The sequence below is a fragment of the Sphingobacterium chungjuense genome, assembly GCF_011316935.1.
Taxonomy (GTDB): Bacteria; Bacteroidota; Bacteroidia; order Sphingobacteriales; family Sphingobacteriaceae; genus Sphingobacterium; species Sphingobacterium chungjuense.
The window spans coordinates 118,230-140,670 of sequence record NZ_WLYS01000001.1 but is presented as its reverse complement, the minus strand read 5'-3'; the positions used below and the strand labels follow the sequence as shown (position 1 = coordinate 140,670).

At 42.8% G+C, this 22,441-nt stretch carries 17 protein-coding genes; 8 read left to right on the top strand and 9 right to left on the bottom strand.

All coding sequences use genetic code 11. From position 1 onward, the window contains the following. Positions 1–79: 79 nt before the first annotated feature. Positions 80–1,402: an amidohydrolase gene (locus GKO22_RS00585; RefSeq protein WP_240920077.1), complete on the bottom strand. Its 1,323-nt coding sequence runs from the start codon at positions 1,400–1,402 to the stop codon at positions 80–82. Positions 1,403–1,792: 390 nt separating this feature from the next. Between GKO22_RS00585 and GKO22_RS00580 the strand changes: the two genes are divergently transcribed. Both GKO22_RS00580 and GKO22_RS00575 read left to right on the top strand, forming a co-directional pair. Then, the gene (locus GKO22_RS00580) at positions 1,793–3,451 is read left to right on the top strand and encodes a hypothetical protein (protein WP_166332206.1); all 1,659 of its coding nucleotides are present in this window, start codon (positions 1,793–1,795) and stop codon (positions 3,449–3,451) included. Between the two features lie 158 nt (positions 3,452–3,609). Continuing rightward, complete coding sequence (locus GKO22_RS00575; RefSeq protein WP_166332205.1) at positions 3,610–4,461, top strand: AraC family transcriptional regulator; 852 nt, start codon at positions 3,610–3,612, stop codon at positions 4,459–4,461. A gap of 9 nt (positions 4,462–4,470) precedes the next feature. Here the strand turns inward: GKO22_RS00575 and GKO22_RS00570 are convergent, their stop codons facing one another. The 7 genes from GKO22_RS00570 to GKO22_RS00540 form a co-directional block, all read right to left on the bottom strand. Then, entirely contained in the window at positions 4,471–5,319 is an 849-nt protein-coding gene (locus GKO22_RS00570) for an alpha/beta hydrolase (RefSeq protein WP_166332204.1), read from the bottom strand. 323 nt (positions 5,320–5,642) lie between these two features. Continuing rightward, positions 5,643–6,767 carry a clostripain-related cysteine peptidase gene (locus tag GKO22_RS00565; protein ID WP_206367764.1) on the bottom strand — a complete coding sequence of 375 codons (1,125 nt, stop codon included), beginning with the start codon at positions 6,765–6,767 and terminating at the stop codon, positions 5,643–5,645. 18 nt (positions 6,768–6,785) lie between these two features. Then, positions 6,786–7,829, bottom strand: a complete 1,044-nt coding sequence (locus GKO22_RS00560) for an endonuclease/exonuclease/phosphatase family protein (protein ID WP_166332203.1) — start codon at positions 7,827–7,829, stop codon at positions 6,786–6,788. Between the two features lie 11 nt (positions 7,830–7,840). Continuing rightward, entirely contained in the window at positions 7,841–9,211 is a 1,371-nt protein-coding gene (locus GKO22_RS00555) for a DUF5689 domain-containing protein (protein WP_206367763.1), read from the bottom strand. Between the two features lie 12 nt (positions 9,212–9,223). Then, a complete protein-coding gene (locus GKO22_RS00550) occupies positions 9,224–11,974 on the bottom strand; it encodes a TonB-dependent receptor (RefSeq protein WP_166332202.1) in 2,751 nt (916 codons plus the stop codon). 91 nt (positions 11,975–12,065) lie between these two features. Next, positions 12,066–13,496, bottom strand: a complete 1,431-nt coding sequence (locus tag GKO22_RS00545) for a fimbrillin family protein (protein WP_166332201.1) — start codon at positions 13,494–13,496, stop codon at positions 12,066–12,068. Positions 13,497–13,544: 48 nt separating this feature from the next. Next, positions 13,545–15,137, bottom strand: coding sequence for a DNA/RNA non-specific endonuclease (locus tag GKO22_RS00540; protein ID WP_206367762.1), 1,593 nt, complete (start codon positions 15,135–15,137; stop codon positions 13,545–13,547). Positions 15,138–15,609: 472 nt separating this feature from the next. Here GKO22_RS00540 and GKO22_RS00535 point away from each other — a divergent pair, with 472 nt between their 5' ends. From GKO22_RS00535 to GKO22_RS00510, 6 genes are all read left to right on the top strand, one after another. After that, on the top strand, positions 15,610–16,011 hold the full coding sequence (locus GKO22_RS00535; RefSeq protein ID WP_166332200.1) for a hypothetical protein: 402 nt from the start codon (positions 15,610–15,612) through the stop codon (positions 16,009–16,011). A gap of 263 nt (positions 16,012–16,274) precedes the next feature. Continuing rightward, entirely contained in the window at positions 16,275–17,117 is an 843-nt protein-coding gene (locus GKO22_RS00530; RefSeq protein WP_166332199.1) for an MbnP family protein, read from the top strand. A gap of 4 nt (positions 17,118–17,121) precedes the next feature. Next, the gene (locus tag GKO22_RS00525) at positions 17,122–18,237 is read left to right on the top strand and encodes a cytochrome-c peroxidase (RefSeq protein WP_240920076.1); all 1,116 of its coding nucleotides are present in this window, start codon (positions 17,122–17,124) and stop codon (positions 18,235–18,237) included. Between the two features lie 5 nt (positions 18,238–18,242). Beyond that, a complete protein-coding gene (locus GKO22_RS00520) occupies positions 18,243–19,112 on the top strand; it encodes an MbnP family protein (RefSeq protein WP_166332198.1) in 870 nt (289 codons plus the stop codon). A 17-nt stretch (positions 19,113–19,129) separates the two neighbouring features. Then, positions 19,130–20,197 carry a cytochrome-c peroxidase gene (locus tag GKO22_RS00515; RefSeq protein WP_166332197.1) on the top strand — a complete coding sequence of 356 codons (1,068 nt, stop codon included), beginning with the start codon at positions 19,130–19,132 and terminating at the stop codon, positions 20,195–20,197. Positions 20,198–20,219: 22 nt separating this feature from the next. Next, complete coding sequence (locus GKO22_RS00510; protein WP_166332196.1) at positions 20,220–21,179, top strand: transporter; 960 nt, start codon at positions 20,220–20,222, stop codon at positions 21,177–21,179. A gap of 154 nt (positions 21,180–21,333) precedes the next feature. Here the strand turns inward: GKO22_RS00510 and GKO22_RS00505 are convergent, their stop codons facing one another. Then, complete coding sequence (locus GKO22_RS00505) at positions 21,334–21,957, bottom strand: response regulator transcription factor (RefSeq protein WP_166332195.1); 624 nt, start codon at positions 21,955–21,957, stop codon at positions 21,334–21,336. Positions 21,958–22,441: the final 484 nt, after the last annotated feature.

The following is a 22,441-nucleotide window of genomic DNA, read 5'->3' as shown; positions in this document are numbered from 1 at the left end:
CTATACAGATATAGCCTTCTTGATCAAGACTTTCACTAAAGTACTTGATCAGTTCATTATCTAATCATGTAAATTCTGACTAATACAATACATTGCCATGATGGATCAAAGACTTTACCGGAGAGATGCGGGAAACTGCTTCTGCAGAACAACTCGCATCAATGAGCACCATATTGGCTGTATCGCCTGCTTTCGGCCACTGTTGTGCACCATTGTCATCTAGTGGAAGTAGGTTAGCTGTTGCCAGCTTCAAACTTCGAGATAATAAAAACTCGGTCGAATAGCCGTAAAGCTGAGCCATTACATTGGCTTTTTGCAAGACGCTGCCGCTTCCAAACGTATTCCAATGGTCGATAATGCTGTCATTGCCGGTTAATACCGTGACGTTGTGCTTATATAATGTTGGGATCGGCATCATTAATTTGCCGAAAGGAATGGTTGATACTATACCTATCCCTGCTGCACTGAGCTGCTCTGCAATAGCTTCTTGCTTTGTAGGTTCTAGGTTGGCCAATACAAAGCAGTGGCTCAGATAAGTTTTATTTTTTAAGATTGGATTCTCATTTACTTTTTGGATCAGGTATTCTACGGTTTTCAATCCCGATTCGCCCGATTCGTGTAAGTGTATATCAATGCCTTTGCCATTATCCAAGGCAAGCTGCACCGTAAAATCCATTGTTTTTTCAATGGCGCCGTCAAGTGAATAAGGATCAACACCACCGATAAAGTCAATATCCATCTGCGCAGCTTCCTTCATGTAAGAAACTGAGTCCGTATAGAAAACGCCGTGTTGGGGAAATGCCACCAATTCCGCTCCGAAACCACTCGCTTTGTTTTCCAACGCTTTTTGCAGGTTGATGAGCGACTGTAATTTAGAAGTTGGCTCGATATTTACATGACTTCGTGCAAAGGAAGTACCCTGTGATTGGAGCAGTTCAATCAGCTTTTCGGCACGCTGTGTCGATGTCGCTAACATCTCCGGTAAGATTTGCTGCTCCAAGGCGATCATGCCTTTTACACCGCCTGTTCTTTTGCGAACTGCTTGCCACTCGCCACCATAGAAGGTCTTGTCCAAATGAATATGCATATCCTTGAAAGCTGGCAGCATCAGCAATCCTTTAGCATCTATGGCATTCAAGTCATTGGGTTTATTAGCAGCAACGTGCGATATTTTACCATCGCTGATGGTCACGCAAAATAAGTCCGTTTTAGTACGAATGACTTCTTCATCCTGATATGCGAAACCAGTTTCTAATAAGACATTTTTTAGCGTATAGCTACTTTTATTGGCTTCTTTTAATATGATTGCGTTAGTAGGGTCTATCACGGCAGCAGGCCCAGACAAACCTTGCGTAGCGACCATACCCATCAGTCCTAAACCAGATTTTTTTAAAAAGTCCATGCGTGATATATCGGTGAGTTTCATATGCTGTAAATCTATTTTACAAAGGTATGTGTTCCTGACCTGAGCGCTGTGTAAAAATCATTCCATCACTTGTGCAATTTATCATTTCAGATTTAAGAATAGGGAGATTGCATCGATTCGCATGAATTGATAGGTATTCTGCTGCAAAGAAAATCAGCTTGTTGTTTTTTGTTTACAAGTAAAATAAATTGATTTATAACCTCACTTCGTATTCTTTACTTTCGTTTAAAAAAACTTATTAACCGACATGGGATGTCTGCTTAGAAAAGATCTCCCTAGTATTAAATTAATTATTTATACGAGTCTGCTATGATGGTCTTCTTCTATCTTATGTATAATTAAATCGTGTGTTTTAAAACTTATGCCATGTATACATCTATCCAAAAAACAACGAATATTTTTAAACTTCTTGCGCTAGGTCTACTGATTAATATTGCGCAGTCTTGTAGTCAAAAATCGGATCCGATGGCCGGTCATGGTGAAAAGATCGAAGTGAGAGTTTCGCTTACCGATGCTATTTATGAAGAAGTTTCTGATCTAAGTCGTGCTGCCACACCTTATCTGACAGATCCGTATGCCAGATCACGGATACAGCGCGGGGAAGAAATACAATTGGATGAGGATCTTTTTTTGACAGCAGAGCTTATCCCTGAGAGGCGTGATGATACGTTAAATGGAGAGTTGTTTTCGGGAGATGCCCTAAAAGATAGGACTCGTGCAGCGGCGGAGATTACTCCAGTTACCACGGGAGTTGCTTACAAATTGCTAGTTTACGCTGCAAATGGTGGTTACGTGACCGAGCGAGATTATATTCGTGGTCAGGAAGCCAGTGCACCAGCTTTGCTACTAGACGGAGGGTATACATATAGTTTTATCGCCTATTCGGTCAATACAACCACGGCGCCACCCGCGGTGACTTTCACAGGTGGAACGCAAACGTTGGCTGCCTCCAATGTATCCATTACTGGAGTTCAGGATTTCATGTATTTCCGTCAGGAAATGACTGTTTTAGGTAGCACTACAAATAATTTGAACGTGATACTACGTCATCGCATGAGCCAGATTACTACTACGATAAATGCGAATGCAGTAGCTTACAACGTTACGGCAGTTACTGCGTCTTTTTCTCGTCATCAGCCTAGCGCTACCGTGCCTTTGTCTACGGGATTGCCGACCAGATCGGGTACTATTGGAACAAGAGCAGTTACCTTCGCTTCTTTAGGTACTCGGAGCGTGACGAGCACACCAACCATCATCAATGCTGCAGCAAACAGCCTGACTAACTTTGTGATCTCGTCAATACAGATTGGTGATATTATCAGGACATCATTGACGCCATTCACCAATCTGACCGTAACGCCAGGCGTAAAGTACAATCTTGTTCTAAACATCACACCAAACGATATCTTTACTACGTTAGATGGTAGGCCTGCTGCAAGGATCAATGGTAAACTCTGGCTTCGACATGATGAGGGCGTACTTCCGACTCACGATGCGGATAATTTTGGCTCTTCTAATGAACATCTAGTGGGACGTTATTTTCAATGGGGTATAGGAGAAGGAACTAATACCGACAACACCTCTTGGATTGCAACTCCACAAACACAACCGGGATCGATTTCGGGATATAATACATCTCCCATCACTACTTCGTGGACATTAACGCGTAGTCCTTGTCGAGGAGGTACGGCGACCAGACTGCCCACTGTAGCAGAAGTCAATGAATTATACGCTGCTACGGTGGCTACCAACATAGGCAATTGGAATAATTCCGCCACAAATTTCACAGCAGCTAAGGTTTTTACCAGTCGCAGAAATGCGAATGTTAAACTGACATTTCCAACTCCTGGATATCGACTGTATACAAATGGATCCCTTAACTTTCGTGGGGATACTGGGTTTTATTGGTTATTAGGATCTCCTAGTGCGAACCATGCAAATAATATGTACATTACACAAGGTGCGCCTTCAATCGAAAATAGACATATGAATTATGGTTTGTCTATTCGCTGTGTTACACGATAAAGCATATTTCCAAACAGATCTAATAGTCATATTCAATTTCAGCATACGACTATTTTTTTGTTATTCTGACATCAATATCGGACCGCTTAAGCAAAGACTGATTTTCAGATCTTTGCTTATATTGTTGCGGATAAGCAATTGTACTACAGCGAATAAAGATGAATTCTGAAAATAATTCTGTACCTGTACTTGGTATTCAAGAGTTTAGAAATGGACAGGCTGCTGGTCAAAAGGAATTGTTGTATAATGAATTGCATGGTGAAAGGCATATTCTTAAACCGCATAAGCACGATTTCTTTATCATCATTTTGTTCGATCAGGCTAGCGGAGTACATACGATCGACTTTCAGGAATATCCTATTGCCGATCGACAAATACACGTTCTCTTTCCCAATCAAGTGCACACTTGGCATATTGAGCCAGATACGACTGGATATCAGCTAATGATTGATAAGCTGTTTTTCGAAAGGTTTTCGCCGTATTTACGTTTTTCACCTTCCAATTACATCAAACATCCAGTCATTCCATTATCCCAAGAAAATTTTGATTTGCTGCAGTATGAGTTTGATGCGATTAAGCGAGAGCTGGAGGCTGCATCTTCGCTTCAGGATATTATTAGCGCGCGAGCAACGGTAATAGCAGCGATTGTCAGTAAGGCGGCCGAATCCCTTTTTACAGAAGCGAAGATTTATCAAACTGACACGAGATTGGTTCAATTCTCGACGCTTATCGATCTATATTTTAAAGAGGAAAAGCAGGTTTCTTATTATGCCTCGCGGCTGAATATATCAGCTAATTATCTCAATGTCCTTTGCAAGAAAAGTCTCCACGTATCTGCTACGCAACTGATTCAACAACGAATCTTGCTCGAGGCAAAACGCCTATTACAGGCTTCGGATCTATCCATTAAAGAGATCGCTTTTGAACTGGGATTTGTAGACCACGCTTATTTTTCAAATTTCTTTAAGAGCCAAACAAATCTAACCCCTACATTTTTTAGACAACACTAATTTGCGCTACTATATCCTCGAGAAGACTTCTTCGATAGCTGCTGGACTTTTTAAAATGTTATAATGCCCTACCTCGTCTAAAAGGCGAACATCTTTATCTAAGTCTAATCGCCATTCTTTCGCTAGTGACAAGATAGCATCGGTCTTAATGATGTCGTCATCTTTACCATGTATGAGAGTTATGTTAGCCAAATGATCTGGAATTGATTTTTTGCGCCAATTGTCTTTATCAAAGTCTAGTTGTATTTTCTGCTTTACATAAGTATGTATCTTCAACGCATCTTTAGTAGATACATTCATCAACGTAATATAATCATCGAAGATCTTTCTTAGATCCGAAGGAGCCGCTAAAGCGAACAGGTTGGCTATTTTGATATCAGGAGATTCCATGATCGCCAAAGTCGCTGCGGCTGCACCTAGCGAATGCCCGACTACGGTGATTTGTTCGTAATGTTTCACCTCGTTTAAACAGTATTTTATCGTGTCTATAAATTCGAGTATATGTGTTCTTCTCCCGGCAGAAGCACCATGCGCTGGCGCATCATATCCGATAATGCTGATATTGCGATCAACTGCGTGCTGGAAAAAGTACTTGTAGTTTTGGATGCTACCGCCCCAGCCATGTGCAAAAATGATAACCGAGCGTGAAGCCAACTTTTTGTACATAGTAAAGCTGGTTTCTTTAGCATAACCTTCCAATTTTACACTAGTTGCATCGAAGGCGACATTGAAAGCCGGCGGCACAGTTTTACTTTTGGGTGGTGTAGAGAATATATTTAATAAGAAGTCGTAGTAGGCTTTTTTGTTAACAATACGTATTGCTTTTCCAATAAACTGTGCAGTTTTAACCTTATTCATAACAGCATTTTAAAAGTGAGGTAGCGTTTCTTTTTTAAACGCCTCACTGCTATTGTAAATATAGCGAATATTATTTTCCTTAATAGAAATTAGTGGTTTTAAAATGTAGAAGTTTAGTGAATTTATAAATTTAGTTTGCGCCGGTTAGTGTTATTTGTGGTATTTACAAATATGATTAATGGGCTACAACCTTACGGTAGTGTTTACCGGAAGTAATTATGGCAATTGGCGCGGGAAATTGCCATTTTCTATTTTACTTTTACTAAAGCATGTGCTACCAGCTATCCGTAAGCAATCAGACCTGTGAGCTAAGATAAATACCGCTACTTCAACAGCTGCTGATAACCTGCTGCGCCGACCCATTCTAAACTCGAGTAGAACGGAAAAAGATGCGCTTCTTCGGCAACTGGAATATAGGTGGACAAGCCGGAAAATGCACGAATAGGTTGTCCGAGGAAGTTTTGAGTATGTGCTTTGTACAAGACAGCCCGATTGATGGCGGCTTCTAATTTTGATAAATCAAAGGCTGGTATTGGCTGTTGTTGGAACATATCTAGAAAATCGAATGCCACCACAGGACTACTGCGATCCAAATCCAATCGCTGCACGCCGTTGCGGCTGAAACGTAGATTTGGGTATTGCAATACTATTTCTTTGGTCACTCCTGCCAAGGCTGGAAGCGCTTGGGTATCGATCAGAGAAAATGTGGCCGACTGCTCCAAACCCGATTTCTGCTTATAATAGCCGATGTAGCTGCGTGCAATCTCCTGCAATCCGAATTTGACATCAGGATAATACAACATGTGGTTGATCTCGTGATAAGGCATGCCTACACTGAGTACTTCGGTTGGCGAAGCCAGAATATATGGCGCAATATGCCGCAACTCGTACAGCACTTCGACGGAAGCCATAGAACAGGCATCAAAAATCAAGAAATCCAGATTGTTGGGCAAAGCTTTCTTCAAAGTTTGCACATCCATGCTGCGGAAATTGTCGTCGCCAAAAGATCGGGTCACAATGGTCGCTTTGCGCGGCAGCTCGGCAGGCGCCCAATTCGTGGCGTGCGACCAAAGGATCGCGCCGTAAGAATGCGCAGGTGCCAGGCTTTCCATATCGGCAAATACCTTGCGCATAATATCCGGATCAGAAGAATCGTGATCTGCGTAGGTTTTTAGCACACGGCTCTTGATCTCGGCGCTGGTATCATGCACGATCTGATAGACCTTGGGCTGCTGCCCAAAGATGCGTGCATATACAATCATTTCGCCATCAATACCTGTAAAACCCGCTTCCATCTGATTCAAGTTATTATAAGCATCGGCTGCCAACGAATTGTTGGCGGCCATATAAACCATCACCGTCCGCGTCGCAGGAAGCACCTCGTCTGTCGCCTTTTGGCAAGCAAACAAAGTGCTTAATACAAATAGGATATAAAGGTGTCGTAGCATCGTTGGCTTTAAGCGCAATTACTTTAAATCTTTTACCAAATAAATCAAGGTCGGAAAGTGATCCGAATAACCATTTTGAAATACATTCCCTGCGAAAGTACGGAAAGGATAACCTTTGTAACGCCCTTCTTGCGTAATCAAAAACTCTGGATTGAAGATTTCAGATTTCCAATAGGAAAGGTTAGCGCGATCTTCGGATAACAGTGGTTTTGAGACGATGATTTGATCAAAAAGGTTCCATTTTCCTTGATAACCCAGTGAACCTACACCACGATCATAATGTTGCCACATGGTATTGTACAATCCACCTTCACTTACTTGATCAGGGTATTTTTTTGCATCCAGCACGATGCGTACACTTTTATCTATTGGATCATCGTTCAAATCGCCCATGATGATGATCTTGGCGTTCGGTTGCTGCGCATACAGCGAATCCGCGGCTGCTTTTGCGATGGCGGCCGCATGCTCGCGCAATTCCGATGATTTGCCGCCATAACGAGAAGGCCAGTGATTCACCAATACATGAATCTCTTCGCCCGCAAGCTCGCCGGTGACCAACAATATATCGCGCGTGGTATAATCTGGTACGCGCTCCAAATGATATGGCAGCACTTTGCTGTGCAATACTTTGAACATTTTGGGGTTATACAAAAGCGCCACATCAACCCCGCGACGATCGGGCGAATCATGGTGTACTATACCATAATTGCGATTGGCAATTGCCGGCTGTTCTACCAGATCTTGCAACACTTGGTGATTTTCCAGCTCGCATAGGCCGATTAGTGTTGGCCCTTCCGGACAGTATTTTTTGCCCAAGCGGGATAGCACTTTGGCCATATTTTGCTGTTTCTTCTGGTATTTTCCTGGCGTCCATCGGTTCGCGCCGCGCGGCGTGAATTCGACATCATTGATGCTGGTATCTTGCACGGTGTCGAACAGATTTTCCAAGTTATAGAATGCCAATGCATAGACCTGATATTGCTTTTGTTGCGCCATCGACAAAGTCGATAGCACAACAAAAAAATAAACCAACGAAATGCTTCTTATATTCTTCCAATTCATACCTATTACTCCTAATTAGGTTTTACGATGATTGGCTGACCATTGCCCGTATTGCCACCCGACGACGAACCGTTACTGCCGCTCAATTCGATATTGTCCAAACGGAATCCAGCGGTATTGACTGCAGCAGCCGACACAAACTCGATGGTCAAGTTTTCCGACGCGGTAATGTTTGGAATGCTGACGGTGTAGAACTTACCATTATCACCTGCGGCATTAGTTACCACTTGTGATGGTACAGTTACCGAAGTGCCATTTACTTTCAGCTGAATATTGTTGAGGTTGGCTGAAGTGCCGGCATCAAACAAGTTGGCCGCTAGCTGATAGGTCAAGGTCACCGTGCCTTTGTTGGCGGAGTTAATGCCTGTAATCTTCAATCCCGATTCGCGGTTCGCTGGCAACCAGATATGAGCGCCATTATCGCCAGATACGCTGCGAATATCTGCCCATGCCTCTGCCGTAAGATCCGCATAAACGATCGGAGCTTTCATATCAAATTCGGTAAATGCAGCCACTTTCGGACGGTTTCCAGATGGATACGTACCCGTACCGAAGGTTTCTTTGAAGAAAGATCCAACCTGCGGTTGCTCTGGTTGCGGCTCTTGGCCATCAAATTCTTTCACATCCGCTTTGGTGCGCAATAGCAATTGCCAACCACCATTAAAGCGACCCAATATCCCAACGATCGATCCTTTGCCGACAGGCAACATATCTTTAGCAAAGGTGGAGAAATTGCTGGATCGTACATCCAACACATTGCCGCTCGCATTTTTAATTTGCTCATTGGTTGTGGCGTCACCGGTGGTGAATGCTTTTTTGCCGCCATTGGTGAAGGTGATATCTTTGATCTCCACCAAGCGATGCACCATATCTGCCGTTAAGGCATTCAATTCAACAACCTCAGGGACCACATTCGTAGCATTGGGCCAAGAATTTAAAAAGGCTTTTGCCTGAAACATTTCCCAGCTGATGCGGTTGGCGTTGGTAGATCCCATACCGATCTGAAGCTCGCCACCGTATTTCACGACAAAGAGATCTTTCAGTTGGATGAAAACTTCTTGGCCTACTTGGTACGTGCCGAAGATGGCATTTTGGTCTACGCCCAAATTGATGGCGCCTGATGCATCCTGCACATAAATCTGTTTGTAAATATTGCCCGATTCATCATTACCCGTTACCATACCGCGAATGATCAGATTATCTTCGATAAGCTGAGGTGCGGTGATATCGGCATAACGTTGTTTCAGTTGCGCAATCGTGATATTGTCCAAATTACCCTCATACTTTGGTTCGCCGAGGGGAGGAGCAGCATATTCACGTTCACAGCTTATATTCAATAGTAGCATACATAATGCTAGCACGGTATATTTTATGGTATTCATAGTACTCATATATTAAAAACGGTAACTGACGTTAAGAAAGACATTGGCGCCTTGCATGTAGAAATACCGCGACGCGAAACGATTTGGATACGTGGTGTCAAGACGTCCTTGTTCAAAACCACCTGTCCGGATATTTTTGTTGTTTAAGAGGTTGATGACAGAGAAATTAAGATTTATCGAACGACGATCTTTGAGGTAAAATAGTTTCCCGATCGACGCATCCAAAGTCACCACATCATCTAAGCGTTCTTGGCTGGTCAAGGTCTTATATGCTTCCAAATCTTGCTCATTAAATGGATTGACATTGGCATAATTTGAGGCCTGGCGACGTAGTGGCGCTGCGGTCAGGTAATTACGACCAATTGCATTGGCCGAAACTTCGAAAAACCAATAATCGTAAAAGTAACGTGCAGCTAATACACCCGCAAACTGCGGCGTGCCAGATACATAAAGATCTTTCATATACACGGTTTCTTCGACATCGACCAGCTTGCCATTTTCGGAGTTCATAATTCCTAGAGGATTGTTAGCATAGTAGTATTCAGCCATCGTACCGATGAAATCAAAGTTCCAATTGTCGTCTAAGCGATAGGTAAGCGCCGCTTCTATACCGCGATGCACTTTATTCACGCCTGTTAGATTATGGAATACAAAGGTTCTTTCAGAATCGTGGTAATACGCCATGCGCTCCAGTTGGTCGTAGAAGTTGGTCTGGAAAGCCGAAATCCGTCCGGCTAAGCGCGGCATGGAAAACGTGTAATTGATGTCGGATGCGAATATTTTGCTACTGGTTAGGCCTTTTACGACCTGATCAGATACACGAGACATCGCGTAAGCGCGATCTGGAATCGGTGCTTCAGTAATGTAACCGGTATTGGCAGAAAGGTAATGTCTTCCATCAAACTTATACGTGACACCACCTTTCAGCGTGTAATCAAAGAAATGATGTTTGACGCCTCTGCCAAAAGAATTATTTGGGAAGCGACCATTCTTCATATTTCCGTTTCGTTGGAATTCGGTATAGGTTAGTTTGGTACCATAAAAGAAATCGACATTGCCAGTTTGGTGCGTATTGGTTACCCAAGCATTTACTGATTGTACATCAATATCGAAATCGTAACCAAAGATATCACCCACATATGCACGACGATTCGGGAAGTTCAAATCATTCTGATTGATGATGCTATTACCACGGTTATCACGTTCCGCGAATTTGTCAATGTCCAATACGAAATCAGAGCCCAGTAGATCGTCGACCGTCTTGTATTGGTAAGAACGAGTTTTTCGCGCTTCTACACCCGCTGTCAACCGAACATTGTTGTCATACAACTTGTTGAATGTACTGTTGACGGTGGCCTCTAATAAATCAGAATGCCTTTTTTCAACCATATACAGGGCTGCACCCAGATTCTTGCGGCGGTGTTCTGGATCCATATTCTGGCGGTACATTTCTGCCCAATTTAACTGTGTGATCGCTGGATTGTTGGACATCCAAAGATCGCGGTAATAGTCGTACGTCGTCTGATCGGTATTCGCTGGATCCATCGCAAAGTACGATGGCAAGTAGCCGTAATAATCTGGTCGTGGATCCGATGCATCGTACCAATTGAGTGCCGAGCTGGAGTAGCGTCCGTAGTGCAATAATCCACCCGATGTCAACGAAGTTTTCTCATCGATCTTCCAGATGTGCGATAATACGGCCGTTGGGTCGAATGCGTTGACCATGCGTGAATTTCGGGCTTTGCCATCTTGAAAACCCCAGTTCGGGTTGTACAGATTATTACCTACTAAATCGTACACTTCTTGGAAGGAAGAGCCTTGCTGTCCGCGAACCACAGGCGATCCGTAGGTCACTAAGGAAATAGAATGCTCACCTTCGGCCCATTGTTTCTCCAATGACAAGGCGTAGGAAAAGTTATTGTACGAAGTACCTTGTATAAATCCTTTGTCGGCATAGCGACCGCCGATCGCTCCGGTAACTGCCCAACCATTGTCCATCAATCCGGTGGAATAGCTGAACATGCCGCGCGCATAATAATTACGATTGGTATAAGAGCCGGTTACTTTGCCGCCTTTGGCATAAGAACTGGCTCGCATATTGATATTTTCGGCACCACCAATGGAACCGAAACTGAAGTTGCCAGCGTTGTTGTAATTGATCACATCCCCGTTTCGCGTCAAATCATTCAAAGCGCCGATAGAGGCAAAGTTGAATACGCGGCGGTATTGATCGTTGGCCAATACACCGTTGACATAGGTTTGCTCAAAGAATAAGTCGTATCCCCGTACGCGGAAGCGAAATGGAGATAACTTAAATCCTACCTTATTGAGGTAAAGATCGTTGGATAGGATGACCGATGTACGGATATCTTGCCCGTGCAGGTCGCCATCTTCACTCAATACATCATCATCTATTACGCCCAGAATGGTTTGTACGTCGATTTGATTTTCCTGTATCAGTGCGATAGCTGGTAAAGATTTAGATTCGCCGGAGGCAATGGAAATAGGCAAACGAACGCTGCGAATTCCAGCCGATTGAATCACTAAAAAGTCGTCACCTGCTTCAAGGTTGACAAAGATGAAAGCACCTGCTGCATCGGTCGTAGCGGTCTGCTTATTGTTCTCAAGCGACAGGACTACTCCAGCAATAGGTGTTTTATTTTTCTCGTCGATCAGTGTGCCACTGAGCTGTGCTTTTTCTTGCGCAAAAAGCGCCTGACAGCAACCGAGGACAATAAATAACACGTATAACGTATTACGCATAGTAGGGTATGAGTTTATTGGAAATAAGCAAGAGGAGATAATCGCTCCTCTTGCCTGTTGTAGGGTTGATTTGGTTTTTTCGGGTTACTATTTATTTAGTACCGACTAATTTGATATTATCTACACGGTATCCGGCAGTATTGTCATTCGCTGTAGTTGAGAATTCAATAGTCACTAGGTCACTTGCCGCGATGCCTTCGATCATATAAGTGCTGAATGTGTTGCTAGCACCTAATGTGCCAGTTACTGTTTTGTCAACTCCGTTTACACTCACTTTAATCACAGCAGCGGACGCACCTGTTGCATTTGCTGCCAAGTCATAAGACAATTTTAAATTACTGTAACCAGTAGCATTGATTCCAGAGATTCTAAAACCAGTAGTTCTAGCTGAGGGCATCCAAACGTGAGAATTGATTTGAGTTGTAGAACGGATATCCGCGAAATCTATAGGGAACAAATCTGTGTATGTCACTGGTGCTTTCATGTCGAAGCCAGTGTAAGTAGCCATTCTTCCACGTGGATTAGCAGTTGGACCTTCTGTTCCAAAAGTCTCTAAGAAAAATGTTGCTTCTTCGCCTGTTCCCGGTACTTCCGGCTCTTCGCCACCACCTTGCTCATCTAAACCTAAGTTTACCGATCCGCCCGGTACAGTAGTCCAGTCTTCAATAGTTGCTGCTCCAGTTACTATCACTTCGTTACCGCCAGCCTCTGTTTGCAATACGATATCGTACGTGTATTTTTTGCCTGCTTCAAACTGAAGGCTTGCTGGTAATGTCCAAGTAAATGAAGAACCAGCTACCGTAAATGCTACTTGTTTAGCGCCGTAGTTTCCTGGGATCACGATCGCTTCTACCAATTGAGAAGCAGAAGTCGTTTGAGCAGTAGTTTTTGCCGTAAGATTTTGGGATCCGGAGACATTAGTCATCGCGCCAGTTGCTAAATCAAAAGTAGCTGTCGTGTTTACGCTATTGTAAGCTACTGCTAATCCAGTTACGGAAGGAATACCTGTTCCAGCTTTTACGTTTAATTCTACTTTTGCTAATTGATGCTTGAACGCCAAATTAGCAATAGGAGAGGTTTTTGATAATCCGGTTGCGTTATTAGAGTACAAGATATCAATCGCTGCTTGATTGGATTGATCCGCTACGTTGACAGGCAATGTCGTACCTGTTAAACCTGCTGCATAAGGATAGTAAGCGATGAAATCTACGCTACCTGTTTCTGGGTAGTTGATGATCTCTGCACCTTCTGCGCTGAAGTTACCGTTTCCGGCAGTAGTGTATTTCTTATTCATCGCTAATGCGCTGCCTAAGTTTGCACCTTGTTTCATGAAAACACCGATTGCATCGTTGTTGTCCCATTTGTTGCCGGTAACGCGTGTGCTCACGTCGCCACCGATGCTAGAGGTAAATTGTACCTGTCCATTGCCTTCTGGCACTAAGTCACGGTACGCATCATTCTTACACGAATGACCGAAAACTAGCAGGGCTACTGCCGCTCCGAATAATTGATTTTTTTTCACGGTAAATAAATTAAAATGGTTTTTTTATGATATATAATAAGGGGATATTTAACGCCAAATTTGGGTGTTGATGGTGATTTTCACCGCGTCTGGAAGAGCAGGGAAGAAGGTGAAACCTGTTTCTTTTTCCAGATCAGCTACGGACACGGTATAGTCCATGAAGTTGACATTACCATGTGCAACATTGTTAAACCGGAAGCCAATGGTGTAATAGGTCGTACCGCGTTTCATAGCCAAAACTTTGTAATAATACTTTGGCTTGACGACATTTCTGCCCGCGTTGTCACTTACATATTCCAGTGTTGTGTTAGTAGCAGAGGTCGCCATTCCGCCTGTTACTACATAGACCGTATCTACTCCAGATGCGGTAGCCCAGCTACGCACTTTGTCTTCTAGCTTAGCCCACACATTTTGGTTTAGTGTTTTTGCCTGCGGCGTCATGTTCGTATAGTAGAACGTTTGCTCGTTTTCGCTGCGGTTTGCTGTGCGATCACCACTCGGTAATTGATGTCCGCGATCAATACCTAAAGCAGCGTTGTTGGGATATCCGCTTGATAAATCGGCTTGAAACAGACGTTGGATTTTTGGATCAGGATCATAAGCCCAACGATCTGTGCGGCTCTGACCGCCGAGATAAGCATCGCATAATGGATAAGCTACCCATTCTGCTAGTTTATAATCGTTGTTGTACAGGATAGAATAATTACGGCGCCCAGATCCCATTTTGAGACTGTATACTTCATTCGCGCCTGCGGCAATAATCGGCAGCTCCATGTAGCTTGCGGTTGGTGTTGGCGTCACTTGGCCGCCCGTTCCTAAGGTCAAATCGTATTGGTAACGATGTCCTTTGGCAAATTCAGTGTTGGGGGCGATGTTCCAAGTGTACGTGTTGCCATTGGCTTTGGTAAAGACCATTTTTTGTGTAGCGGTGCTTTGTCCGGGAAAGATAGTCCAGCTAACAACGGTTTGATTTAACTCATTTTTGGTGATATGGGCTGGTACATTAATCGGCGTTTGTGCGGTTTCGAATGTGCTAGTCGCCAAGTTAAATACAGCGGAAGAGGCTAAGCCGATCCACTCAGCGCGGATGCCATCGAGGTCATTGCCCGCTATTTTAAATTCGAGCTTGGCCATCTGTCTTACGAAAGAAAGTACAACTGGCGCACCTGAAATAGGGGATGTTCCTGTGCGATCGCTCACCATAAAATCAAGCGCTTCGGGTTTGCTTTGGTCAGCAATGTCTACCAACGGTGCTACATTAGTCAATCGGCGGTAAGGGTAGTAAGCCACAAAATCAACCTCTGTGCCGCTTGGCATGTTGAGTCTTTCTGCAGGTTGCTTAGCTACAAAATTACCATTGCCATTGGTTTGGTACGCTTTGTTGAAACCTTCATTGACGATACTGCTGCCGTCCAATGTAGCGCCTTTGCGGTACATGAAAATACCGATACTATCCTGCGGATCCCATTGTGTGCCTTGTGCACGAGTACGCGGTAGTCCTGAAATTTCACTCGAAAAATAAATGGTTTCATCTTGCTGCCCTTGCAGCACATTGGATTCCTTTTTACAGGAAGAAAAGAATAGGACACTCACAAATCCTAGGCATACCCATCCTCGGGTACTTGCTTTAAAAATTTTCAATCGCTCTAGTTTTTTTTACACTTGCTAATAAAAGGAAGGAAGTCGTTTGGTTACTTCCAGCATTTCATTACGTAGATTAACAGGACAAAACTAGGGTTGTGATAAAACCTGAAAATTACCGAGTTGTGAACTTTTTGTTAATAATTCAAAGAATGCGTAACCTCTTGATGTATGGCTGTGAAAGTGGATTTTTAGCGCGTTTTAGGCGGTTTTCTTGTGCTGTTAATAGACGAGTGTTTACGGAAAATTACTACGATTAAAGGTGAACTAGGTCGAGTGTGGACGCTTTGACTTACAGTCTTTTATTATTCGTTTTTTATTGATAAATGCGCGGTTTTTGCTGATCTGGAAAATGGTTTTAGAGCCTATTTTACCAATTAGTCCCAAAAACATAAACATAAGTCCTAAAAAGTAAAATACTATTTTGAGATATTGTGGTTAAACTTGCGATGAGTTTTACGAAGATGCCCACATGGCATCGATACAAAAGAAGAGCGATACGATTTTGAAAAAGTTTTTGGTTACTATCTTGCTTATCACACTAACGATACAATCGTTTTATCGGGTGATGATGGCAGTGGATTACCAAGTGCACTTGCCAGAGTATCTCGCCAAATGTATCAATAAAGATCGGCCGCAGCTGCAATGTAACGGACAGTGTGAGCTGATGAAGCAAGTGCGCGAACGTGAAGCAAAAGAAGCACAACAAAACATAGCGAAGTACGAATTCAGTGCACTTTATTTGCATAAAGAACAGTTGTTGATGCCGACCTTCGTACAGACACAGGTACAAGAATCCAACCTGATGTATCCCTTTGTTGCTGTCCTCTTGTCTCCAGACGGCGATTCCGTTTTTCGTCCTCCGATTGCCTAATTTCCCTTCAACTGTTAGCTGATCTGGCTAATAGCAAAGATTCATTCCCTATTTAAAGTGCAATATTGTTCAAGATGTTGCATCCGACAAGTGGTTGTGCAAAAGCCTCCATTGATCGTCTTTGATATACTACTGCCATCCTTTTATTGTCATCTGATGCAGTCGTAAAAGTACGGTGATAGGATGATTGCCTCCCTAACTAATACTTATTTATACACGATCACTAGCACCTCGTGCTAGTATTTTACATACAGTTATTAACCATGAAGAAATATACCAGTTTTGCCGTTCTTTTTGTTGCACTTTTAAGCGGTTGTACCAAAACCGAGATCCAAGAAGTCCCGGCGGATCAAGGAAATACCTTACAAATTCGCTTCGATAACCAATATGGCGATCAGGATTTTGAACTCAAAAGAAGATATGCACATCAAGCCACAGACCAAAGCGCGGAAGCCAATCTTGAAATCGCATTTGATCGCCTGCGTTATTGGGTAAGCAATATCAAACTTATTAGTAGTGCTGGCGAGGAAGTCGCTATTCCAGATGCCTATTATCTGATTGAAGAAACTGGCGAGGTCGTCGTCCAGCATTTGACCACTGCCAATATTTATCCTGCCACCAAACGAGATGAGCTAATCATTAGAAATGTGCCAACGGGAAACTATACCGGCGTGAAATTTTCCATCGGAGTCGATTCGAAATATAATGACAATATTACTTTGACAGCTGGTGAGCTAGGCTTGTTAAAAGGCATGGGATTTTCGGACGGTTGGATGTGGTTTACCAGTTACATTTTCCAAAAGCTCGATGCGCAAATGTATATGGGTAATGAGGAGAAAAGTTTACGCTGGGATTCCGGGTCGAATGCCCTATTTCAAGGAGCAGAGAAAACCGTAAAATTTCCAAATATGGTTACGCTTGATCAGACCAAAGGTCTGAATGTCGACTTTAAGGTTGATGTACAGCAATTGCTTTCTACTGCTGCTAATCCTTGGGTAGACAATATGATCTCGCAATCAAGACCCGAAATGATGGTCAAATTTAGAGATGCTTTATTGCATAAAGCGATTGTCTTGGCAGAAGTTAAAAACGGCACGGCGAACTAAACGTATGGTGAGCAGGGTTGCTAATGTGCTAAAATCAGTAACGATACTACTTGGTGTCGCCATGTCCTTTACGCAGATTTCTTGCGTAAAGGACGATGCATATGTTCGTGAGATAGCCGAAGATGCCAACCGACCATTCGAATTTCAGGTGCCGGCCAATTTTCCAGAACCGGTAGCGATGTCGAGCAATCCCTTGACAGAAGCTGGCGTCGCATTAGGCAGAAATCTTTTCTACGAGCCCTTGCTATCGGGGACCAAGAACGTTTCTTGTGCTACTTGCCACAATCAACGAAAAGCCTTTTCTGATGGATTGGTGCTGTCCAATACGGGTATATCGGGTAAGCCTTTGCAGCGTCATTCGCCCGTGATTTTCAATCTGGCGTGGACAGGAATCGAATCCGGTTTTTTCTGGGACGGTGGAGCTAAAAATCTGGAGTCCCAAGCTTTTGCGCCGCTGACGCATCCTGACGAGATGGGTATTTTCTTTCCAGAGATGGTCGCTCGGCTAGAAGCGATTCCGGAATACGTCACTTTATTTCTCCGCGCATTTCAAGAGTTACCTACAGCGGCAGGAGTGGCCAAAGCGCTGGCGCAGTTCCAGCGTACCCTGATTTCGGCAGACTCGCCATACGATCGCTATCGTCGCGGTGAAGATCGCGCCGCGCTAGGCGCAAGCGCGCTGCGTGGGCTGACGCTGGTACAGCAAAAATGTGGTAACTGCCATGCTGGTGAGTTATTCACCGATAACCAATTTCACAATAATGGACTGGACAGCAACTTTACCGATGATTCGCACGAAGAAGTCTATTTCGGTCGCTTTCGAGTTTCGCGTAATCCGACAGATTTGGGTGCATACAAAACGCCTTCTTTGCGCAATGTGATGGTGAGCGCGCCTTATATGCACGATGGGCGGCTGTCTGATATCAGTGCTGTATTTGACCATTATCGCACGGGAGTGCAAGCCGGCGCAACTACCGACCGTAGTTTTTATCAACCAAATGGCCGTATCGGAATTCCTATTACCGATGAGGAAATGCGCGATATGATTACTTTTCTACACGGCCTCACCGACAATACCTATTTAAATAATGATACCTATTCAAACCCTCATAAAAAATAATATTCATGATGACGAACTTTAAAATATGGCTTTTATTGGGCTTATCAAGCCTGTTTTTGATAGCAGCTTGTAGCAAAGATCCGGATGTGATCGACGAAAGCAAGTTGGCAGATTTTTCTATAGAATTTGATCATATTGTCGGCGAAGATCGCTTTTTTATCGACCCCAATTATATCTATAGAAATGCAAGAGGTGAGCAATTTTCGATAAGAGAGCTTAGGTATTATATCAGTAACATTAAACTATTTCGGGCCAATGGATTGGAATACACGGTGCCGGCCGAAGAGAGTTATTTTTTGATCAATGCTGGCGATCGCGAAACGCGTTTCACAAAGGTGCGCGTGCCAGAAGGAGATTACAACCGAGTTCAATTTATGATTGGTGTAGATCGTGAAAGAAACATGATGACGCCCGAATACCGGACTGGTGTCTTATCATTCAATCCAAATGAAGGCCATGCCGGGATGTTTTGGACTTGGAGTCAGGGATATATTTTCTTCAAACTTGAAGGTAATAGTCCAGTTGTCACGATACAACAAGATCCAACAGGAAACCAACAATTCAAATACCATATTGGAGGATTTGGCTATCCATTCGATGATCCCGAAGCGATGGATAATATAAAAATTATTACGGTAGATCTTACGCAAGCGTCGGGCGATCATTTGGCGTATGTGCGCGAAGGTTTGCGTAGCAATGTGCACCTCACTGTAGATGTCATGAAAATATTTAACGGCCCCAACACAATCAATATAGCAGAAACAGCAAACGTAATGTTTAACAAAGAAGAAAGTGGAAAAATTGCAGGTAACTTTTCGTCGCTGTTTACCCACGATCATACAGAGAACTATGTTCGTACTGAATCTGAGTTGTAACAATATAAATCAATCGTATGAAAAAGATTGGCGTGATATTATGTATCTGTATTCTGATATGGGCATGTAAAAAAGGAACAGATTTAATGGAAGAAAACGAGGTTTTTACGGGTTTTGTACAGCCAAGTAATTTTCCAACACCGGCATATGATTTTACTAGAAATCCAATTACTAAAGAAGGATATGAGCTCGGGCGCAAGCTATTTTACGAGCCTCGCCTTTCGAGAAATAATAGTATTGCTTGTGGTAGTTGTCATATTCAGTCGGCCGCCTTCACACATCATGGTCATGATGTGAGTCACGGTATAGATGATCGGCTAGGTACACGTAATCCGATGCCGATTATGAATATGGCATGGCATAATGAATTCTTCTGGGATGGAGGCGCCTATCATTTAGATTTGGCACCAATCAATGCCATTCATAGTGAAGTAGAAATGGACGAGACCTTGACCAATGTATTAACGAAATTACGGGCACGTCCGGAATATCCACCATTATTCAAAAAGGCTTTCGGTACAGAAGAAATTAACGATGAATTTTTTCTAAAAGCACTTTCACAATTTATGCTACTGGCTACAAGTTCAGATTCGAAGTATGATAAAGTAATGCGTCAGGAAGGCGAAGTCGCATTCACGAACGCCGAGAAAAATGGGTATTTATTCTTTCAAAATAACTGTGCAAGCTGCCATAGCGAACCACTTTTTACAGATTTGAGTTATCGCAATAATGGGGTGCGCCCCAATCCTAGTGACGATCATGGGCGAGCCACAGTAACTGGCAATCCGAAAGACATGTACAAGTTTAAGGTGCCCTCTTTACGAAATTTAGCTTTTACAGCACCATATACGCATGATGGGCGATATTTAAGCATCAGTCGCATGTTAGATCATTACCGATTTGATGTTTCCGATCTGCCCACGCTGGACCCGATCTTTCAGCGTGCAGATGGCACGCGTGGCATACCTATGAGCGAAGCCGAAAAGGCGGATCTTATGGCATTCTTAAAAACATTGGAAGATTCGGCTTTCTTGTCCAACTCCTTATTGTCGGAGCCTTTTGGTTCCGAATTTATTATCCATTAATTTTCATATACAAAAAACCACCATGAATAAATTAGCAAAGATATGTGCGCTTAGCGGAATCCTATTTACGGTTTTAGCATTACCCACTGCCAAAGCTTGCGATGTCTGCGGCAGTGGAGTAGGCAGCTATTACCTCGGCATCTTACCCAATTTCAACAAGCGATTTGTTGGATTGCGTTATCAGCAAAATCGGCTGCAAACCCATTTGGGACCTACCGGTAATCGTACGGTAAATACGGCAGACGAACAATACCGGACGATCGAACTTTGGGGTGCTTGGAATTTCGGAGAACGTTGGCGGGTGATGGCCATCGTGCCATACAGTTTTAATCGTCGGTATATAGGTACAGGCGCACAGTGGGCAGAAAGCGGACGAAAAGATGGTCTTGGAGATGTAGTCGCGATGGGGCATTATAAATTATTTGAAAATGTACATACTACGAGCAATAACAAATTGCTGATGCAGTCATTATGGATTGGCGGTGGAATCAAGGTACCTACTGGAACTTACGATCCTAGCGAACAATCGAGATTAGGTGCTGGAGCGGCTAATACTTTTCAATTGGGAACAGCTAGTACAGATTTTCTGATCAATGCAGCGTATGATATCCGATTGATGGATGCTGGTATAAATATTAATACAACTTACAAGCTGAATACGGAAAATCGATATGGATACCGATATGGAAGTAAGATTGCCATCAATGGACTGTTTTACTATAAGTTTAATTTTAAAGATAAGGTGCGATTGTCTCCCAATATGGGAGTCATGTACGAAAGCCAACCCAAAGATGTGCTAGACAACCGATTTGATGTAGCTACATCTGGTGGGTATTCCACGATCGGTATCATCGGTTTGGAAGCGAATATAGGTAGAATTTCTCTTGGTGGAAACTTTCAGACGCCCCTTAGTCAGCAATTGGCAGATGGTCGTATCATAGCTGAAAACCGGGTGATGACACAAGTGTCATTTTCATTTTAATATTTTTAATGAGTGTTATAATGAATCTATACAAAGCGGTTTTCATTATGTCCAATTTCTAATTTGCTTTCGCCTTGAGTAACAGACGGATTTAGATTTTTCTGTCTTAAAAAATAACATGGTTACTTCTGCATTTTCCTAAAGGCGAAATGTGCTAACTAGCCATGCTTATTAAATCGGTCAACTCACGTTGATTCACCACACCTAATTTTGTATAAATTCTATTTTTATACGTAGACACTGTAGACGGTTTGATGGCTAATAGTCTGGCAATTTCAATTAGGGGTACTCCGTTACGAAGAAAAGCTAGAACGGAACGTTCGCGTTCCGAAAATTTTTCGAACAACCATTGACCCGATGCATGATCTGGATATTGAATGTTAGATTCAGTTTTTTTTAAATAGTTGGGGGCACTGCTACATTCTAAAAATCTTATTAGAGCATCCTTAATGTAGTCTAAGCTAGAACGTACATTGATAAATGCATCTGCTCCGGCCTCTATTAATCTGGATGCAAATATTTTTTCAGCGTAATTTGAGAATAACAATATCCTGAGCTCTGGTTTTATGCTTTTAAACTTGGTGATGGCTGCAATAGAATGGTCTCCACACATATCTGTATTTAAAATCAGTATGTTTATATCTTCATTCCTAAGAAGACTACAGACTTGATGGTGGTTACTAGCCTCAAATACTCCAATATCTGATTTGATACTTTTAACCAGATTAATTGATCCAAAACGTACTACTCCCTGGCTATCTGCAAATATTGCGTTCATAATGATGGTGGTTAAGTGGGTTCTGTAAAAGCGCAGCATTGTGATCCGATTGTATTGCTACTTCGAAAGACCTATGTATGATAGCTTTTTCTGTGAACATATTTTGTAATTGTAGGTTAGTTTATTAGCTCTAGTGAATGACTATTCTGAAATAAAAAACTGAATACTTTTGTCGAAAAGAAATAGTTAGCTTTTGCCGTATCCTAGATTCTCGATACCTTTTAAATGGTCGTTGTCATAGCATGTGTAAAGAGAAACACCAATACGAGACGCTACTGGTGGGTTTTGGTTCTGTTGATTCTGATTCATAAAATTTACCTTTTATAATTAAATATTTGTTAATAATTTCTTGATGTTAAAACACACATTTTTTATCTAATAATTCCTATTGTTAAGAATAAAAAATATCAGTTTCCAGACCTCTCTGGGATAAAACGCTTAATTCGCACGACATCAGTCGCTTGCGTATTTCATTATTAGCCGT

Coding starts and splice junctions, on each gene's coding strand:
- GKO22_RS00585 (WP_240920077.1), bottom strand. CDS start 1,402: ATGGACTTTTTAAAAAAATCTGGTTTAGGACTGATGGGTATGGTCGCT.
- GKO22_RS00580 (WP_166332206.1), top strand. CDS start 1,793: ATGTATACATCTATCCAAAAAACAACGAATATTTTTAAACTTCTTGCG.
- GKO22_RS00575 (WP_166332205.1), top strand. CDS start 3,610: ATGAATTCTGAAAATAATTCTGTACCTGTACTTGGTATTCAAGAGTTT.
- GKO22_RS00570 (WP_166332204.1), bottom strand. CDS start 5,319: ATGAATAAGGTTAAAACTGCACAGTTTATTGGAAAAGCAATACGTATT.
- GKO22_RS00565 (WP_206367764.1), bottom strand. CDS start 6,767: ATGCTACGACACCTTTATATCCTATTTGTATTAAGCACTTTGTTTGCT.
- GKO22_RS00560 (WP_166332203.1), bottom strand. CDS start 7,829: ATGAATTGGAAGAATATAAGAAGCATTTCGTTGGTTTATTTTTTTGTT.
- GKO22_RS00555 (WP_206367763.1), bottom strand. CDS start 9,211: ATGAATACCATAAAATATACCGTGCTAGCATTATGTATGCTACTATTG.
- GKO22_RS00550 (WP_166332202.1), bottom strand. CDS start 11,974: ATGCGTAATACGTTATACGTGTTATTTATTGTCCTCGGTTGCTGTCAG.
- GKO22_RS00535 (WP_166332200.1), top strand. CDS start 15,610: ATGGCATCGATACAAAAGAAGAGCGATACGATTTTGAAAAAGTTTTTG.
- GKO22_RS00530 (WP_166332199.1), top strand. CDS start 16,275: ATGAAGAAATATACCAGTTTTGCCGTTCTTTTTGTTGCACTTTTAAGC.
- GKO22_RS00525 (WP_240920076.1), top strand. CDS start 17,122: ATGGTGAGCAGGGTTGCTAATGTGCTAAAATCAGTAACGATACTACTT.
- GKO22_RS00520 (WP_166332198.1), top strand. CDS start 18,243: ATGATGACGAACTTTAAAATATGGCTTTTATTGGGCTTATCAAGCCTG.
- GKO22_RS00515 (WP_166332197.1), top strand. CDS start 19,130: ATGAAAAAGATTGGCGTGATATTATGTATCTGTATTCTGATATGGGCA.
- GKO22_RS00510 (WP_166332196.1), top strand. CDS start 20,220: ATGAATAAATTAGCAAAGATATGTGCGCTTAGCGGAATCCTATTTACG.
- GKO22_RS00505 (WP_166332195.1), bottom strand. CDS start 21,957: ATGAACGCAATATTTGCAGATAGCCAGGGAGTAGTACGTTTTGGATCA.